Source organism: Massilia agilis (assembly GCF_024756255.1).
GTDB lineage: Bacteria > Pseudomonadota > Gammaproteobacteria > Burkholderiales > Burkholderiaceae_D > Telluria > Telluria agilis.
The window spans coordinates 1,264,845-1,281,569 of sequence record NZ_JANUHB010000002.1 but is presented as its reverse complement, the minus strand read 5'-3'; the positions used below and the strand labels follow the sequence as shown (position 1 = coordinate 1,281,569).

At 66.9% G+C, this 16,725-nt stretch carries 19 protein-coding genes; 5 read left to right on the top strand and 14 right to left on the bottom strand.

Translation table 11 applies throughout. The features are described 5' to 3' along the window. Positions 1 to 86: 86 nt before the first annotated feature. Positions 87 to 1,118: a TraB/GumN family protein gene (locus NX774_RS12910; RefSeq protein ID WP_258822581.1), complete on the top strand. Its 1,032-nt coding sequence runs from the start codon at positions 87 to 89 to the stop codon at positions 1,116 to 1,118. 4 nt (positions 1,119 to 1,122) lie between these two features. Here the strand turns inward: NX774_RS12910 and NX774_RS12905 are convergent, their stop codons facing one another. The 3 genes from NX774_RS12905 to NX774_RS12895 form a co-directional block, all read right to left on the bottom strand. After that, the gene (locus NX774_RS12905; RefSeq protein WP_258822580.1) at positions 1,123 to 1,884 is read right to left on the bottom strand and encodes a hypothetical protein; all 762 of its coding nucleotides are present in this window, start codon (positions 1,882 to 1,884) and stop codon (positions 1,123 to 1,125) included. Positions 1,885 to 2,051: 167 nt separating this feature from the next. Beyond that, positions 2,052 to 2,453, bottom strand: a complete 402-nt coding sequence (locus NX774_RS12900; protein WP_258822579.1) for a VanZ family protein — start codon at positions 2,451 to 2,453, stop codon at positions 2,052 to 2,054. A gap of 73 nt (positions 2,454 to 2,526) precedes the next feature. Then, positions 2,527 to 2,820 carry a hypothetical protein gene (locus tag NX774_RS12895; RefSeq protein WP_258822578.1) on the bottom strand — a complete coding sequence of 98 codons (294 nt, stop codon included), beginning with the start codon at positions 2,818 to 2,820 and terminating at the stop codon, positions 2,527 to 2,529. A 545-nt stretch (positions 2,821 to 3,365) separates the two neighbouring features. On the opposite strand from NX774_RS12895, the gene NX774_RS12890 reads away from it, so the two are divergent. Next, positions 3,366 to 3,758, top strand: coding sequence for a DUF1842 domain-containing protein (locus NX774_RS12890; protein ID WP_258822577.1), 393 nt, complete (start codon positions 3,366 to 3,368; stop codon positions 3,756 to 3,758). 249 nt (positions 3,759 to 4,007) lie between these two features. Here the strand turns inward: NX774_RS12890 and NX774_RS12885 are convergent, their stop codons facing one another. From NX774_RS12885 to NX774_RS12870, 4 genes are read right to left on the bottom strand one after another with little or no spacing between them, the layout of a single operon-like run. Beyond that, the gene (locus NX774_RS12885; protein ID WP_258822576.1) at positions 4,008 to 4,775 is read right to left on the bottom strand and encodes an SDR family NAD(P)-dependent oxidoreductase; all 768 of its coding nucleotides are present in this window, start codon (positions 4,773 to 4,775) and stop codon (positions 4,008 to 4,010) included. A 45-nt stretch (positions 4,776 to 4,820) separates the two neighbouring features. Then, positions 4,821 to 5,336 carry a TPM domain-containing protein gene (locus NX774_RS12880; RefSeq protein ID WP_258822575.1) on the bottom strand — a complete coding sequence of 172 codons (516 nt, stop codon included), beginning with the start codon at positions 5,334 to 5,336 and terminating at the stop codon, positions 4,821 to 4,823. Further along, a complete protein-coding gene (locus tag NX774_RS12875; protein ID WP_258822574.1) occupies positions 5,336 to 6,148 on the bottom strand; it encodes a TPM domain-containing protein in 813 nt (270 codons plus the stop codon). The genes NX774_RS12880 and NX774_RS12875 overlap by 1 nt, the downstream gene beginning before the upstream one ends. 4 nt (positions 6,149 to 6,152) lie before the next feature. Beyond that, entirely contained in the window at positions 6,153 to 6,764 is a 612-nt protein-coding gene (locus NX774_RS12870) for a LemA family protein (protein WP_258822573.1), read from the bottom strand. 109 nt (positions 6,765 to 6,873) lie between these two features. Between NX774_RS12870 and pyrF the strand changes: the two genes are divergently transcribed. Then, entirely contained in the window at positions 6,874 to 7,692 is an 819-nt protein-coding gene (gene pyrF, locus NX774_RS12865) for an orotidine-5'-phosphate decarboxylase (RefSeq protein ID WP_258822572.1), read from the top strand. A gap of 191 nt (positions 7,693 to 7,883) precedes the next feature. Here the strand turns inward: pyrF and sbcB are convergent, their stop codons facing one another. After that, positions 7,884 to 9,332 carry an exodeoxyribonuclease I gene (gene sbcB / locus NX774_RS12860; RefSeq protein WP_258822571.1) on the bottom strand — a complete coding sequence of 483 codons (1,449 nt, stop codon included), beginning with the start codon at positions 9,330 to 9,332 and terminating at the stop codon, positions 7,884 to 7,886. 66 nt (positions 9,333 to 9,398) lie between these two features. Continuing rightward, a complete protein-coding gene (locus tag NX774_RS12855; RefSeq protein ID WP_258822570.1) occupies positions 9,399 to 10,364 on the bottom strand; it encodes a GGDEF domain-containing protein in 966 nt (321 codons plus the stop codon). Positions 10,365 to 10,465: 101 nt separating this feature from the next. On the opposite strand from NX774_RS12855, the gene NX774_RS12850 reads away from it, so the two are divergent. Then, on the top strand, positions 10,466 to 11,266 hold the full coding sequence (locus NX774_RS12850; protein WP_258822569.1) for a helical backbone metal receptor: 801 nt from the start codon (positions 10,466 to 10,468) through the stop codon (positions 11,264 to 11,266). Positions 11,267 to 11,342: 76 nt separating this feature from the next. On the opposite strand, the gene NX774_RS12845 is transcribed toward NX774_RS12850, so the two are convergent. From NX774_RS12845 to NX774_RS12830, 4 genes are all read right to left on the bottom strand, one after another. Then, complete coding sequence (locus NX774_RS12845) at positions 11,343 to 11,720, bottom strand: HPF/RaiA family ribosome-associated protein (protein WP_258822568.1); 378 nt, start codon at positions 11,718 to 11,720, stop codon at positions 11,343 to 11,345. Between the two features lie 64 nt (positions 11,721 to 11,784). Next, positions 11,785 to 12,453, bottom strand: a complete 669-nt coding sequence (locus NX774_RS12840; RefSeq protein WP_258822567.1) for a DUF1345 domain-containing protein — start codon at positions 12,451 to 12,453, stop codon at positions 11,785 to 11,787. Between the two features lie 45 nt (positions 12,454 to 12,498). Then, the gene (locus NX774_RS12835) at positions 12,499 to 13,752 is read right to left on the bottom strand and encodes an MFS transporter (RefSeq protein ID WP_258822566.1); all 1,254 of its coding nucleotides are present in this window, start codon (positions 13,750 to 13,752) and stop codon (positions 12,499 to 12,501) included. A gap of 248 nt (positions 13,753 to 14,000) precedes the next feature. After that, the gene (locus tag NX774_RS12830; protein WP_258822565.1) at positions 14,001 to 14,747 is read right to left on the bottom strand and encodes a class I SAM-dependent methyltransferase; all 747 of its coding nucleotides are present in this window, start codon (positions 14,745 to 14,747) and stop codon (positions 14,001 to 14,003) included. A gap of 154 nt (positions 14,748 to 14,901) precedes the next feature. Between NX774_RS12830 and NX774_RS12825 the strand changes: the two genes are divergently transcribed. Continuing rightward, positions 14,902 to 15,726 (top strand): alpha/beta fold hydrolase, encoded by an 825-nt coding sequence (locus NX774_RS12825; RefSeq protein ID WP_258822564.1) that lies wholly within the window; start codon positions 14,902 to 14,904, stop codon positions 15,724 to 15,726. On the opposite strand, the gene NX774_RS12820 is transcribed toward NX774_RS12825, so the two are convergent. Beyond that, positions 15,695 to 16,723 (bottom strand): CDP-6-deoxy-delta-3,4-glucoseen reductase, encoded by a 1,029-nt coding sequence (locus tag NX774_RS12820; protein WP_258822563.1) that lies wholly within the window; start codon positions 16,721 to 16,723, stop codon positions 15,695 to 15,697. The two genes, NX774_RS12825 and NX774_RS12820, sit on opposite strands and share 32 nt — an antisense overlap. Between the last annotated feature and the right edge of the window lie 2 nt (positions 16,724 to 16,725).

The window sequence follows — 16,725 nt, the reverse complement described above, 5'->3', positions numbered from 1 at the left end:
TCTCCCGCCCACGCGTTCAGGCGACGCATGAGCTGCCCAAGCGTGTGCCTGAAACGATTGATTGACGTGACAGAAAGCTACGCCGCATGCCAGCCAGGACATCGGGTGACCAACACAATGCGGCGCGGCACAGCCCCGGGCAGGCGTTCCTGGTCCGGGCGGCGTGGCGCCTGACCGCTGCCGCCGCACTGGCGCTGGCCAGCGCCGCCGCGTGGGCCGGCAACATGGCGCTGGCGGCCAGCACGCACATGCTGCCGCAACCGGCCGTGCCGCCAGGCCCGGCCCCGGTCGCCGCGCACCACCAGGGCGGGCTGTACCGCATCAGCCGCGACGGCCGCGTCGCCTACCTGTTCGGCACCATTCATGTGGGCAGCGCCGCGTTCTACCCGCTCGCCCCCGAAGTCGGCCGCGCGCTGCGCAGCGCGAGCCGGCTGGTGGTCGAGCTGGACACCCGCGGCAACGATGCGTTCGCGCGCGCCGTGGACAAGCACGGCAGCTACGCCCCGGGCGATGATGTGCGCAACCACCTGCCCCCGGACACGGCAGCGCAGCTCACCGAAGCCCTGCACGACCAGGGCATCAGCGTGGCAAGCATGCGCCGTTTCAAGCCCTGGCTGCTGGCCAACCTGCTCCTGAGCATGGCGCTGGAGCGCGACGGCTACCGCCGCAGCATCGGCGTCGAGAGCGTGCTGCTGGCGGATGCGCAAAGCCGCGGCGCACCGGTCGCCGAGCTGGAAAGCGCGGACTACCAGCTGGCCCTGTTCGACACCATGAACGATGTCGAATCCGAACGCTACCTGCGCGAAACGCTGCGCGCCTTGCGTGATGGCAGCGCACTGCGGCGCGCGCACGCGGTGGTCGCTGCCTGGTCGTCTGGCGACGCGCAGGCGCGCGACGCCCTGCTGCAGGACGCCACCCGGGGCGGCGACGCGGTAGCCGATTTCACGCGCCGCGTGCTGCTGGGCCGGCGCAATCCGGAGATGGTCGCCCACATCGAACAGCTGATGCGCCAGGGCAGCGTCACCTTCATTGCCGTTGGCTTGCTGCACCTGCTGGGCGCGAACGGATTGCCTCAGCTGCTTGCGCAGCGAGGCTATCTGGTCGAACAGGTCTACTAGCCGGTCAGTGCGAGATGACCCCGCTGGTCAGGTTGATGCGGTCGCCGGCGCGGTAGTCGGGGGTGGTCTCCTGGGTGACGACACGGGTGCTGCCGTCGTCCATGCGCAAGGTGACACGGTACACGCGGTCGGTGGCGCTGCCGGTCGCGCCGCCGGTGCTGCCGCCCACCGCCGCACCGGCCATGCTGCCGGCCCCGGTGGCGCCGCTGGCGCTGCGCGGGATGACGTCGATCGACACCACCGTTGCGTTCGGGGCCGAGCTGGCCGCCGTGGACTGGCCTGCCGCCGACGAACCCTGCGACATGTCCTGGCTGCCGGCGGCGGTGCCGGCCATGCTGCCGGCCGAACCGCTGTCTTCCATGCTGGCGCTGCCGCCGCCCGAGCTGCCCGACATGCCGGAGGTGCCCGAGGTGCCGGAGCCAGACTGGTCATTGCCCGAGGAACCGGAAGTGCCCGAGCTGCCGGAAGTGCCCGAACTACCCGAACTGCCCGAGGTGCCGCCCCAGCCCGAGGAGCCGGAGGTGCCCGTGCCGGCCGCGCCCGTGCCCGATTGCGAGCCGCCTGAGGCGCCGCTGGTGCCGCCGCCGTAGCCGCCGGCGCCGCTGCTGCCGGTGCCCGTGCCGGTGCCGGACTCGCCGCCACTGCTGGTGGCGCCCGACATGTCGCCGCCGGTGGATTGACTACCGCCGTGCCGCATGTTGCTGCACGCCGACAGCGCAATGGCCAGCAAGCCAACCAGCAGCAAGCTCTGGTGTCTATGCTTCATGATCAACTCCTTCCGATTGGAATGGTTTTACTGGAGATGCGTGACGATGCCGCGTGCCACTCGGGTGTAAGAGGCACGAACGGCGGGCGCGTTCCAGCTGACTCGGCTTGACCATGAGCCAGATCAAAGCTGGCTCGGGAGGAAGGAATGTTGTGGGCGCGTGGGGGTCAGCCGCGGCGCGCGCGCTCCTGGCCGGGCATCAGCAGCCACAGCAGCACGCTGGTGACGAGGGCGGCGGAACAATCGACGATCCAGTCGCCCACCGCCGGTCCGCGGTAGGGGAAGAAACTCTGGACGAATTCGTCGCCGGCGCCCATCACCGCCACCGCCAGCACCGCCTTGGCGGCGCGCGCGGGGGCGCTGCCGGTGCTGCCGGTGAACCACAGGAAGGCCAGCACCGCGTAGGCGATCGAGTGCAGCACCGCGCCGGAGGCGACGTGCCCGATCTCGGCGCGCGCGCCCGGGATCGAGCCGGCCACCAGGATGGTCAGGTACATCAGGATCGCGCAGCCGAGGCGCAGCGTGCGCAGTTTGGGATCGAAGACGAGGGTTGCTAACAGGGCAGGCATGGAAGACGTTCAATGCGGAAAACATCTACCATACCATGCCGCCCGGCAGCCCGGACGCACGACTGCCCGGCGTTCAGAGCGTCAGGGCCGGCGTGCCGTTGGCGTAATGGGCGTCAAAGCAGCTGTCGCAGCCGGAACAGAGCAGGTGGGCGATGCGCACCCGCGCCTGGCGCAGCACCAGCTTCAGGTGCTGCTTGCATTTGGGGCATACCTCGCGCACGTTGCCAAACGTGATCAGGTTCAGGGGCACCCCTTCGTCGAGCGCGTCCACGACCGCTTGTGGGTTCAGCTCGCTCAGGATCAGGTGGTCTTCCGGCCCGTGCTGGCGACGGCCGGAATCAGTCGGGTTCTCTCGTGCATTGGACATCGTTTCAGGTACGTGAATAGTCATCGGACCAGCTCCCTTTGTCGTTTGTCTGGCGCGGCGGCGTGGCGAAAACGCGGCGCGCGGAATTCATCATAGCCAAGACTGAGCCGTCTTCAAGACGGGCCGGCGTCCTTTTTTTGCTCGCTTTCCTGCAGGAAAAAATATGACTGGATAAAAAAATGCCCGCCGGTAGAGGCGGGCACAACCCAAGATCGGGCCAAGAGACGCGAGAATTCGGGTGGTGTGCCGTGCATGGGCAGGGCACACCGGGCTGCGAGTCGGGCATATCGGTTGCGCGTACCGCAGATGAATCCAGTATAGGCAGCCAATGTGACTGCAGGATGACGTGGCTCAAGCGTTTGGGCGTCACCGGGCGGAACATTTGCAGCTCGGCCGGATCGCCGTTGGCCCTGCCATTGCGCAAGCTATCAACACGCACAGTGTTGCGGCCGATTAAACCGGCACAAGATGATTTCCCTGCGAAACAAAACGGAGGAGGGGCTTGCCTCCTTACCCAAGCCCGCCCAAGAAGGGGGAGATCGACCATGCAAACGCTCGGAACGTATCTGGTGAACGGTCTTGCCGGCAACGAGAATGTCGCCGGTGCGCCAACGCTGCATTTTTCGCTGGTGGTGGTGTCCGGTAGCGGCAAGGTGTCCGGCCACGCCATGATCACGCAGGCGGTGGCCCCGCCCAACAACGAGAAGGTCATCAACAACGTGACCGGGCAGGTGCACGCGGCAGGGCTGGGCCCGGTGACCAAGCTGGTGGCGCTCAAGGGCACCTACCTGGATTACCTGCCGCCGCCTGCGATCGGCGTGGTCGAGGTGCCGTTCGAGGCCCACTTCGCGATCGATGATGCGTGGAACGGGCGCGGCGGCTTCCGCTGTGGCATGACCCAGGCCGAGAACGTGCCGGTGAAGACCATGCCGCGTTAATGTCCCGGATTTTCGTAGGGTAGGCGGATTTTCCGCCCACCCGTTCAACAGGCGCTGTTGCACATGCTCAGGCAGAAAGGACAAAAAAAAGCCCGCTGTAGAGAGCGGGCTTAAACTATTTTCTTGGAGGAGAATAGTGGAGACAGGTGAAGTATGCTGCGCCGCAAAATATATGTCCAATTTCGTTTTCCGATACCAGACATTCATTTTAGAAATATCACTGTCGCGCTGCTTCCCGCGCCCCGGTTTTCACTCCCGGACCGGCACCGTATAGTTCAGCGCCATCCGGCCGCCGTCCGCGTACAGGGTCTGGCCGGTCAGGTACGAGGCATCGTCGCTGGCCAGGAAAGCGGCGATGGCGGCCACCTCCTCCGGTTCGCCGCAGCGCCCCAGGGGCGTGCGCGACAGGATGGTATGTCGCGCTTCCGGGCTGCCCAGCACCGCCTTTTTCGCCAGTTCCGTCAGGATCGTGCCCGGCCCGATGGCGTTCACGCGCACCCCGTGCGGCGCCAGGCTGATCGCCGCCACCCGCGTCAGCTGGTTGACGCCGCCCTTGGACACCACGTAGGGCACCTGGTTGGGAATGGCCAGCTCCGCGTTCACGCTCGACATATTGATGATGCAGCCGCTGCCGCGCTTGACCATCTCGCGCGCCGCTGCCTGGCTGCACAGGAACATCGACTTCAAGTTGATCCGCAGCACACGGTCGAAGTCCTCCTCGGCCAGGTCGAGGAACTCGGCCGCATGGGTCACGCCGGCGTTGTTGACGAGGATATCGAGCTGGCCGAACCCCTCCAGGGTCGCCGCCACCAGCGCGTCCACGTCGGCCTTCTGGCTCACGTCCGCGCAAAAGAAGCGCGCCGCCGCGCCAAGTTGTTCGACAGCCGCGTGGCCCTCGGCCTCGCGCACGTCGGCCAGCATCACGCGTGCCCCTTCCTGCACCAAGCGCTTGGCGCAGGCCAGGCCAATACCCTGGCTCGCGCCAGTGACGATCGCGACTTTGTTGGCTAGTCTCATGGTGGCTCCTCGTGGTGGAATGCACGGCTGGTGGCCGCGCCATCGCTACAGCATGACCGGGTGGTCGGGCAGCTCGTTAGGGCGGGGACCGTCGGACGGGAAATGCTGGCGCAGCAGCTGGTTCACCTGGCCGATCGCGTCCAGCGTGCTGCTGCGGAACTCGCCGCGCGCGTAGCCCTCGGTCAGCGTGCGGCACACCTGCTGCCAGGTGGCCTGGTCGATCTTGCGGTCGATGCCGCGGTCGGCCACGATCTCCACCTGGTGCTCGGCCAGGTTCACATAGATCAGCACGCCGCAGTTTTCCTCGGTGTCCCACACGCCGTGATCGGCGAACAGGGCAAGCGCGCGCTGGCGGCTGCTCATGCAAGCCCAGGCCGCGTCCAGCGGCAATGCTTTCTCGACGATCAGGCGCACTTCGCCGCGATGGGTCTGCTCGCCGGCGGTGATCGCCTCGGCGAACGCCTTCAGGTCGTCCGGCGGGAAGGTGCGGCGCGCGTGCCCGGCACTGCTGCGCACATGGCGCAGGGCACGCTTGATACGGTGGTGCAAGCTGTGCGTCATCACCAGTTCCCCGAGGCGCCGCCGCCATCAAAACTGCCGCCGCCGCCCGAAAAGCCGCCGCCACCGCCGCCGCCAAATCCGCCACCGCCAAACCCGCCACCGCCACGGTGACGGCTCATGTCGGAAAGGATACTGCCGAGGATAAAGCCAGTGGCGCCGCTGCCCCAGCCGCCGCCGGACAGGCGCGACCGGCCGCCGCGCCGGAATATCGAAAGGAGGATCATGATGCCGATGAAGGTGAAGAACAGGCCGGGCAGGGCGCCGCCGTCATCCTCCTGCGGCTGCTGGCGCTGCTGCGCGGCCGCCGGGAACTGCTCCTGGTTCAGCAGGGTGGCAATCGCCCCCACGCCGGCCACCAGGCCCTCGTAATATTGGTTCTGGCGAAAGTAGGGCGCAATCACGTCCTGCAGGATGCGCTTGGACTGGGCGTCGGTGAGCACGCCCTGCACGCCGCGGCCTGCCTCGATGCGCAGGCGCCGCAGGGCGGGCGGATTGTCGCGCGCCACCATCAGCAGCACGCCGTCGTCCACGCCCTTGCGCCCGAGCTTCCACTGGTCGGTCACGCGGATGCTGTACTGTTCGATCGCTTCCGGCTCGGTGGACTTGACCAGCAACACCGCGATCTGGCTGCCGGTCTTGGCCTCGTAGTCGGCCAGCACCGCTTCCAGCCGCTCGCGCTGGCTGGCGTCGAGCATGCCCGCCTGGTCCACCACATGCGCGGTGAGCGGCGGCACGGGCTTGAACTGTGCGTGCGCCGGCCCGGCCAGGCAGAACGCCAGGGCCAGGCACCAGAAATAGCGCAACAGGATCATCGTCTTATTTGCCGAAATCGACTTTGGGTGCCGTCGAAATCGCCGCCTCGTTGGCCACCGTGAACGACGGCTTGGGCTGGTAACCGAACACCTTGGCCGTGATATTGGTCGGGAAGCTGCGCACCGTCACGTTGTAATCCTGCACTGCGGCGATGTAGCGCTGGCGGGCCACGGTGATGCGGTTCTCGGTCCCTTCCAGCTGCGACTGCAGGTCGCGAAAGCTCGTGTCCGCCTTCAGGTTGGGATAGTTTTCCGACACCGCCATCAGGCGCGACAGGGCGCTGGTCAATTCCCCCTGCGCCTGCTGGAACTTCTGGAACGCAGCCGGGTCGTTCAGCACCTCAGGCGTGACCTGGATGCTGGTGGCAGCCGCGCGGGCGCGGGTGACCGCTTCCAGCGTGTCCTTCTCGTGCGAGGCGTAACCCTTGACGGTGTTGACCAGGTTCGGGATCAGGTCCGAGCGGCGCTGGTACTGGTTCACCACCTCGCTCCACGCTGCCTTGGTGGCCTCGTCCTTTTGCTGGAACTCGTTGTAGCCGCAGCCGGACAGCACGGTCGTGACGAGAGTGAAGGCAAAGAACAGGCGGAACCAGCGCGCAAAAACGGATCGGGTCATGATGCACCATTAGCAAGGTTGTTGAATGTCCAAAATATACTCCAAACGGGCAAACCCCGCACTTCTGCCGGGTACAATGGCGGGGTTTGCAGAATTGGAAAGGTAAGCCATGAACTTCATCGACAAACTCTCGGCCGCGTGGGCGGGCAACAACTCGCTGCTCTGCGTTGGCCTGGACCCCGACCTGGCGCGCTTTCCTGCGCACCTGCGCGGGCAGGCGGACGGCATCTACCAGTTCTGCAAGGCCATCATCGACGCCACCGCCGACGTGGCCTGCGCATTCAAACCGCAGATCGCGTACTTTGCCGCGCTGGGCGCCGAGGCCCAGCTGGAAGCGGTGTGCCGCTACCTGCGCGAAACCTACCCCCATATCCCGCTGGTGCTGGACGCCAAGCGCGGCGACATCGGCGCCACCGCGCACCAGTATGCGCGCGAGGCCTTCGACCGCTACGGGGCCGATGCGGTGACGGTCAACCCTTACATGGGCTCGGACTCGGTGGAACCGTACATGGAATGGGCGGACCGCGGCGTGATCGTGCTGTGCCGCACCTCCAACCCTGGCGGGTCGGACCTGCAGTTCCTGCAAGTGGATGGCGTGCCGCTGTACCAGCACGTGGCGCGGCTGGTGGCCGAAAAGTGGAACCGCAACGGGCAGTGCGCGCTGGTGGTAGGCGCGACCTTTCCGGAAGAGCTGGCCCAGGTGCGCAAGATTGTGGGCGACATGCCGCTGCTGGTGCCGGGCATCGGCGCGCAGGGCGGGGATATCGCGGCGACCGTCAAGGCAGGGCGCACGGCGGCGGGCACCGGCATGATGATCAATTCCTCGCGCGCGATTCTGTACGCCACGCCAAAGGACGGCGAGGATTTTGCCGCGGCGGCGCGGCGCGTGGCGATCGAGACGCGCGACGCCATCAACCAATACCGCTGATGATTTGTAGGGTGGGCTCTCGAGCCCACGCGGCCGCACACGGCGCGTGACAAGCGCGTGGGCTCAAGAGCCCACCCTACGTGTGCTACCGCCGATTTTGGTAGGGTGGGCAGGTTTCCTGCCCACGCGTTCAACCAGTGCATGCGCTGCATGAACGCGTGGGCGGGAAACCCGCCCACCCTACGGACATCTCAGCGCCGGCTCGGGGCGATGGATTCGGCGTAGTCGTACAGCGCGCCAAGAATCTCTTCGTCGCGCTCGCTTGCCGTCTCCGACAGCGCATCGATCTCGCCCATCAGCTGCTCGATCGTGCGCGCTCCGCCGGCGCCTTCGAACAGCCGCGCGGCCCGGTGCTCTTCCCATTGCTGCATTTCTGTTTCGGACAAGGTGTGCGGGAAGTTGCGTGCGCGGTAGCGGAACAGGAGTTCGCCCAGCCGCGGATCGTCGAACGCGGGCCGCAACTGCGCCAGCCGCTCCGGCGCTTCCTGCCGCAGCGAGTCCAGCTTGCGCCGGTCGCCATTGCCCACAAAGCCGCCGTACAGGTCTTCATCCACATCCACCGGCCCCTCGGCGCGCGGCCGCTCGAATACCTGCGCCCAAGTCGCCGCCATGTCCGGACCCTGCGCCGCCGCCTGCGCGTGCGCGCGGCCGCGTTCCAGGTCCATGCCCCAGCGCTGGGCCATTTCCTGGCTCAGGGTCTTGAGGTTGGAGACCAGCATGGGCGACTTGTTGATGTGCACGCTCTTGATCGGCAGCCGCGTCACGCCCTCGGGCAGCTCGCTGCTGCGCGTGAACATGCGCGTGCGGATCGTGTCCACGTCCAGGTCGAACAGTTCGGACGGGTCGTGCGCGCAGTCCCACACCAGGATCTCGTTCTTGTTGGTGGGGTGCTGCGCCAGCGGCCACACCAGCGCAAGGCACCCGCGGTCGGCCGGGAACATGCCCGACACATGCAGGAACGGCTGGCGCTCGGCTGGGGCCAGGTGCAGGCCCATCTCGGCCGCCACCTTGTCCTTGTTGCGCAGCCCCAGGCAGAACTCGAACAGGCGCGGCTGCTTTTGCCGGATGAGGCGCGCCATGGCGATGGTGGCGCGCACGTCGGACAGCGCGTCGTGCGCCGCCTCGTGCGTGAGGCCGTTGGCGCGGGTCAGGTGTTCCAGCCTGAAGCTTGGCTTGCCATCGTCGTTGCGCGGCCATTCGATGCCTTCGGGCCGCAACGCGTAGGTCATGCGCACTACGTCGAGCAGGTCCCAGCGCCCGCAGTTGTTCTGCCACTCGCGCGCATAGGGGTCGATCAGGTTGCGCCAGAACAGGTGGCGCGTCACCTCGTCGTCGAAGCGGATCGTGTTGTAGCCCACGCCGATGGTGCCCGGCTGGCTGAAGGCCTCGCAGATGGTGGCGGCGAACTTGTGCTCGGGGACGCCGTATTCCAGGCACTGCTGCGGCGTGATGCCGGTGATCAGGCAAGCCTGCGGATCGGGCAGGTAATCCGGCGCCGGCTGGCAGTACAGCATGATCGGGTCGCCGATCTCGTTCAGGTCCGCGTCCGTGCGGATCGCGGCGAACTGCGCCGGCCGGTCGCGCCGCGGTGTTGCGCCGAAGGTTTCGTAGTCGTGCCAGAGGAAGGTATGCGTGCTCATGGGGTAGGTTCTCGCCTGCGCATCTTGCCACGCGCGGGCGGAAAGGACAGGGGATAGGTCAATCGTTCAAAGCGAAATGGTGTCGCGCCCGGCTTGCTTGGCGCGGTACAGGGCGGCGTCGGCCGCTTCCAGCAGCGTGTTCTCGTCCAGCCCCGGCGCCAGCGTGGCGATGCCGAAGGAGCCGGTGATGTGCGGCAGCGGCAGGCGCATGTCGTCGAACACCACGGCCGCGCGCACGCGCCTGCACAGGCGCTCGGCCACGGACAGCGCGACCTTGCCACCGGTCTCGGGCAGCACCACCAGCATCTCTTCGCCGCCGTAGCGCACCGCAAAGTCGGTCGGGCGCAGCGCCGCGCGGATCACGTTGGCGGCGGTGCACAGCGCGCTGTCGCCGGCCAGGTGGCCGTGGGTGTCGTTGAACTTCTTGAAGTGGTCCAGGTCGATCATCACCAGCGACAGAGGCCTGCCGTCCTGGCAGGCGCGCGCCACTAGTTTACCCAGCATCTCGTTGAGCCAGGCGCGGTTGTACAGCCCGGTGAGCGGGTCGTTCAGCGATAGTTCGCGGTAAAACTCGCCCAGCCGCTGGCGCCGCCGCAGCAGCGCATTGGCGGCGCGCACGCGGAACGACAGCAGCCGCAGCAGGGCGCGCGGCAGCGCCACCGATTCGTCGATCAGGCGCCAGACCAGCTCGTGCTCGATCACCAGCAGCTCGCTGTCCTCCACCGCCGAAATGCGCGACAGGTTGGGCGACTCGTCCAGCACGGCCTGCTCGCCCACGCTCTCGCCGGGGTGGATCAGCGTGACGGTGCCGTCGTGGATGCCGACCGGCACGTCCGATTCCACTGCCAGCGCGCCGGACAGCACGATGTACAGGCGCGCCAGGAACGGGTCTTCCACGCGGCTGCCCTTGGCGACGCGCACGACTTCGCACCCGGCCAGCGCATCGAGCACGGCCGGTTCGTCGGACTCGCAGAACAGCTGCAGGTCGCGGATCGAGTAGCGCGAGGCACCAAAGGTGCCGATCGTTTCCAAGTGGAGTTCCCCCGGGGGTGGTAGTGACAACTATCATACCTGATTGCAACTGTGGTGCGCAGGGTGGCATTCTGCCGGCAACAATGGTCCAATAACAGGCTATGACCACTCCTGAATTCGTTGACGCCATTGGCCAGCGGCACGCCCGGTGCCTTGATGCGCGCATTGTCTCGCTGGTGCCATCGATAACCGAACTGCTGTGCGACCTGGGGCTGGCCGGCCGGCTCGTCGGGCGCACCGGTTTTTGCATTCACCCGGCAACGACCGTGGCCACCATCCCCAAGGTGGGCGGGACCAAGGACGTGAACATCGACAAGATCCGCCAGCTCGCGCCCACGCACCTGGTCGTGAACGTCGACGAAAACGAGAAGCCGACCGTGGACCTGCTGGCGCAGTTCGTGCCGCATGTCGTGGTCACGCACCCGCTGGTCCCTGAGGACAACCTGGCGCTGGCGCGGCTGGTCGGCGGCGTGTTTGGCGCGGACGAGGCGGCGGCCAGCTGGTGCGAGGCCTTCGGGCGCGAGCTGGCCGCGCTGCGCGCCCTGCCGCCGGCGCCCGCGCGCACGGTGCTCTACTGCATCTGGAAAGACCCGTGGATGACGGTGTCGGCCGACACCTACATCGGCGCCATGCTGCACGAGCTGGGCTGGCAGGTCGCACCGCTGGCGCAGGATGGCAGCCGTTACCCGCGCTTTGCATGGTCGCAGGAACTGGTGGACCAGCTCGACGCGGTGCTGCTCTCGTCCGAACCCTATCGTTTTACCGAAGAGCACGCGGACGCGCTGGAACGCCAGATCGGCAAGCCGGTGTTGCTGGTGGACGGGGAGATGATGTCCTGGTACGGCAGCCGGGCGCTTGCCGGGGTGCGCTATTTGCGCGAGCTGCGCGCGCGGCTCGCGTAGGGTGGGCGGGTTTCCCGCCCACGCGTCCAAACAGAGCATGCATTCGTTGGACGCGTGGGCAGGAGACCTGCCCACCCTACGATGAACTGGTCAGGTTCTTGTACGACTCGGCGTCCACTGGCGGCGGCTCGTGCATTTTCTTGTCGTTGAGCCGGCCCAGCGCGCTGTCCAGCGCCCGCTTGAGCTTGCCGCCGGCGTTGTCGATGGCCTGGTGCAGGTCGGCCGCATGGTCGTGCACCACGACCGGCTCGTAGCCCGTGACCAGCGCTTCCATCATGCAGTAGTTGCCGCCGTCGGCGCGCTTTTCCCGGTTCTCGTTGCTGAGGTGCACGTCCACGCGCCGGATGTGCTCGCCAAAACGCTCGATCGATGCCTCGACCACGGACCGCACGTACTCGTCCAGCCCCTGGTGCTTGCTCTTGATGGTGTTGTCGGTATTGACGTTGATTTGCATAAGATCGCTCCTCCTTTCGAACGATCTTACCCGTTTCGCCATCTTTCCAGCGCGCCCAAGCGGATCACTGGTTGAGCATACCTGCCGCGATGTTGATCGAAAAGCCGAGGATGGCCAGGTTGAAGAAGAACGACAGCACCGACTGGCCCAGCACGAACTTGCGCATCGTGCGCGACACCACCACCACGTCCGAGGTCTGCGCCGCCACCGCGATGGTGAAGGAAAAGTAGAGAAAGTCCCAGTAATCCGGTTCCTTGAGGTCGTCGGGAAACCGCAGCGGCAGCCGGTCTTTGGCCGCGCGGTAATACATGTGGGCGTAGTGGAAGGTGAACAGCACGCCGACCAGGAACCAGGAACCGCCCACCGTCAGTGCGGTGAAACCGTAGCGCAGCGCGCGCGCGTGTTCGGGCAGGTGTGGAATCTGTCCCAGCTCGAACACGATGGCAGACAGGCTCAGCACCGCGCCGATGGTCAGGCTGAACAGGACCAGGCCCGCGCTCTCGTCCTGCTGGCCGGCGATGGCGCGCACCTTGCGATGGTCGGCGCGGGTCATGAGCACACCCACCGTCACCAGGTACACCCAGACCGCGACGTTCCAGCCGATCAGGGCACGGGTGAGCGGCGGTTCCGAGTCGGGCACCAGCAAGCCCACCAGCACCCCCAGCGCGATCGCGAGCGACAGGTGGGGGCGGCTCCGGATGAAACGGTGCAGCAGCTGGTTCTTCCCGATCATGTGCAAAGGCTGAGATGTTGACGTTCAGCCATTATTCCACATCGGCTAGGAAGCACGCGCCGCTTCCTCTTTCTCGTGGTGCGGGAAGCGGTCCATGCGCGAGAGCACAGGGAACAGCACCGACCAGATGCCCGTGACCGCCAGCGTGGCCGCGCCGCCCAGCAGGATCGCGCGGACCAGGCCGAACCAGCCGGCGGTGATGCCCGATTCGAACTCGCCCAGCTCGTTGGAGGCGCCGATGAACACCGAGTTGACGGCCGAGACCCGGCCGCGGATTTCGTCGGGCGTTTCGTACTGCACCAGCAGGTGCCGCACATAGACGCTGATCATGTCGCCGGCGCCGAGCGCGAACAGCGCGGCCAGCGCCACCGCGGTGTTGCCGGTCCAGCCCAGCACCAGGGTGGCCAGGCCAAACACGGCCACGCCGCCGAACATCCATACGCCGACCCGGCGGGTGATCGGAAAGAAAGCCAGCGCGACCGAGCACAGGGCGGCGCCGGCGCCGGGCGCGGTACGCAGCAGGCCCAGGCCGGTGGGGCCCGCGTGCAGCACGTCGTGCGCGTAGGCGGGCAACAGCGCCGTGGCGCCGCCGAACAACACCGCGAACAGGTCGAGCGAAATGGCGCCCAGCACGATCGGGCGCGACCACACGAAGCGCAAGCCTTCGAGCAGGGTGTGCCAGCTGACCGGGTTCTTGTTCATCGCCTGCGGCGCGCTCTTGGTGATGCCCATCAGGATCACCGCCAGCACCAGCAGCGCGGTGGAGGTACCGTACACGGCGGCCGGGCCGAACACGTACAGCAGGCCGCCCAGCACCGGGCCGGCGATCACCGCCACGTGGAAGGTCGAGGACGACAGCGCCACGGCTTCGCCGAATTGTTCGTTGGGCACGATGTTGCGCAGCACAGCCTGCGAGGCCGGCATCATGAACGCGCGGGCGCTGCCGTACAGGACGAGGATGGCGAACACGAGCGCGACATTGTGGCTGCCGCTGAAGGTGAACAGGAGCAGCAGCACGCTGCACAGCAACTGGACCGACTGGCACAGCTGGACGATGACGCGGCGGTTGTGGGTATCGGCCACGTGGCCGGCCCACAGGATCAGCAGCAGGAAGGGCGCGAACTGCGCCAGGCCGATCAGGCCCAGGTCGAACAGGCTGCCGGTGAGCTGGTACACCTGCCAGCCGACGGCGACGCTTTGCATCTGGACGGCGACCGTGCCGAGGAAACGGGAGGACAGGTAGAACGAGAGATTGCGGTTGCGAAGGACGCCCAGGCCGCGGGACGACGATGCTGACATAAATGCTTTCGGAACAATGATCGGCGGATGCCGGCCCGACATTGTGCCGGAAAAGGGGCGGGGAGGCTGTACCTACGGCTGATTTGGCGCCTGCACGGGAACAGTACCACCAGCCGCAAATCCGTCGTCCCGGCGAAGGCCAGGACCCATAGAGCGCTCGCTACTTCGGCAAGTCAGCATGGATCCCGGCCTGCGCCGGGATGACGTTGCTTGATTTCTGTGGAAGTGCAGGCGCCTCGGCTTCGGCCTTACTTCACGAACCGGATGGCAAACTTGTCATCCGGTGCGCCCTTCATTTCCCAGAACGGCTGCTCGCGCGGATCGGACGGCGCGCGCAGGTAGTCGCTCTTGGCGTCGACCTTGAAGCCGGCCTTGGTCACTTCCTCGATCACGGCCGCCTCGTCGATGCGGTGCAGGGTCTTGGTGGCCGACAGGCCGCTGCCGTTCTTGGCCGCGTTGTCGATCACCACGTAGTAGCCGCCCGGCTTGAGCGCGTCGTAGAGTCGCTTGTTCATCGCGGCGCGGTCCACCGGCGCGTTCACCACGTCGTGGTAGGACATGTTGATGGTCACCAGGTCAAGCGGCGGCATGTCTTTGGCGATCGGGTTGTCGATCGAGGCGACCACCGCGTGCAGGTTCGGCACCTTGCCCGAGGCGATCCGCTGGTCGATCTTCTCCGACGGCTTGAACGTCTGCGCCCACACCTCGCCGCCCGGCATCACGGCCGCGGCCAGCAGTGCGGACGTGGTGCCGCCACCGGCTGCCAGGTCCAGCACCTTCATCCCGGGACGAACCTTGGCAAAGGCCAGGAATTCGGCTGGCTTGCGCTTGTCGTCGCTCTTGCGGTCATCGTCGGTGCGCGCCGGGCTGGCGATGGCTTGTGCGTACTGCGATTGGCCCTGCGGCGCGGCGGCCGGTTCGGCGAAGGCCTGGCCCAGGAGGCCACAGGCGGCCAGGGCGAGGGCGGCGTGGGCGAGTCGGTATTTTTGTTGCATGTTCTGACCCTTCGGTTGGTTGATCTGGGAACGCGGCAGGTGCTGCGCGCGAACTGCATAACATACCTGAAACTGTTGTCACAAGCATCAAGATTTGCGTGCATATGCGAAGTCCCGGACAATACCGCCGACCGAACATTGTTCAAGCAGGAAAATGGATTCTCTCACCTTGTCCGTGCAAGACCGCTGGATCGACACGCCACGCGGGCGCCTGCTGGCGCGCAGCTGGCAGCCGGCCGGGGCCGATCCGGCACTGGCGCCGGTGCTGCTGTTTCACGATTCGCTGGGTTGCGTCGAATTGTGGCGCTCGTTCCCCGAGGCACTTGCCCTGGCAACGGGCCGGCGCGTGGTCGCTTACGACCGGCTCGGCTTCGGGCAATCCGCGCCGCGTACGGACCGGCTCGATAGTGGCTTTGTCGGGGAAGAGGCGGAGCATGTCCTGCCTTTGCTGCGCCAGCAGCTGCAGATCGACCGCTTCGTGGCGTTTGGGCACAGCGTGGGCGGCGGCATGGCCGTGCATTGCGCGGCGCGCGAGCCGGCCGCATGCGAGGCGCTGGTGACCGAGTCGGCGCAGGCCTTCGTGGAGGAGCGCACGCGCGCGGGCATCACGCAGGCGCGCGAGCTGTTCAGGCAGCCCGGGCAGTTCGAGCGGCTGCAGCGCTACCACGGCGACAAGGCGCGCTGGGTGCTGTCGGCATGGATCGACACCTGGCTGTCGCCGGAATTTGCGGCGTGGTCGCTGGCGCCGGTGCTGGGCCAGGTGCGCTGCCCGGCGCTGGTATTGCATGGCAGCGAGGATGAATACGGGTCGCAGCAGCACCCGTTGGCGATCGCGCGTGGCGTTTCGGGGCCCGTCGAGCTTCAGATCATGCCGGCGGTGCGGCACGTGCCGCACCGCGAGCAGGAGGCGGTGGTGGCGGCGCGCGTGGCCGCCTTCCTGGCGACGCTTAAGGCTGCGCCAGGTCCTTCTCGGTCGTGAACGCGTCGGCGTAGAACTCCTCGGCCGGCAGCTTGCACTGCTCCACGTAGTCGCGCCGCGCCGCATCGACCATCACCGGCGCCCCGCAGGCGTACACCTGGAACCCGGACAGGTCCGGGAAGTCCTGCATCACGGCCAGGTGCACGAAGCCGGTGCGGCCTTGCCAGTTGTCCTCGGGCAGCGCGTCGGAAATGACCGGGATGTAACGCAAGTGCGGCAGCTCGGCTGCCCATTTCTCGCACAGCTCGTGCATGTACAGGTCCTGCGGCCGGCGCCCGCCCCAGTACAGCGAGACCGGGCGCGTGGACTTCAGGTGGATCATGTGCTCGACCAGCGCCTTGACCGGGGCAAAGCCGGTGCCCGAGGCGAGCAGCACGACCGGCTTGTCCGACTCCTCGCGCAGGAAGAAGGTGCCCAGCGGCCCCTCGAAGCGCAGGATCTCGCGCTCCTTCATGGTGTTGAACACGTGGTCGGTGAAGGAGCCGCCGGGCATGTGGCGGATGTGCAGTTCCAGCGGCTGCTCCAGCGACGGCGCACAGGCGATGCTGTAGGCGCGGCGCTTGCCGTCCTTGAGCAGGAATTCGATGTACTGGCCGGCGCGGTAGGCCAGCGCCTCGTTGGCGGGCAGCTGCAGGGTGATGATGGCCACGTCCGGCGCGGCCTTGCGGATGCTGGCAACGCGGGTGGGCATTTTGCGCACCGGGTAGTCGCCGGTACCGGCCACTTCGCGCGCCTCGATCACCAGGTCGCCTTGCGGTACCGCGCAGCAGAACAGCGACATGCCGCGCACTTCCTCGTCCGGCGACAGCGCGCGCTCCTGGTGCGCCTTGTGGACCACCGAGCCCTCGACGACCTTGCCCTTGCACGATCCGCATGCCCCGTTCTTGCACCCGTAGGGCAGGCCGATGCCGGCGCGGATCGCGGCCGCGAGGACGGTATCGCCTTCCTCGCATTCGAATTGGTGGCCGCTGGGCTGGACAGTGATCTGGAACGTCATAC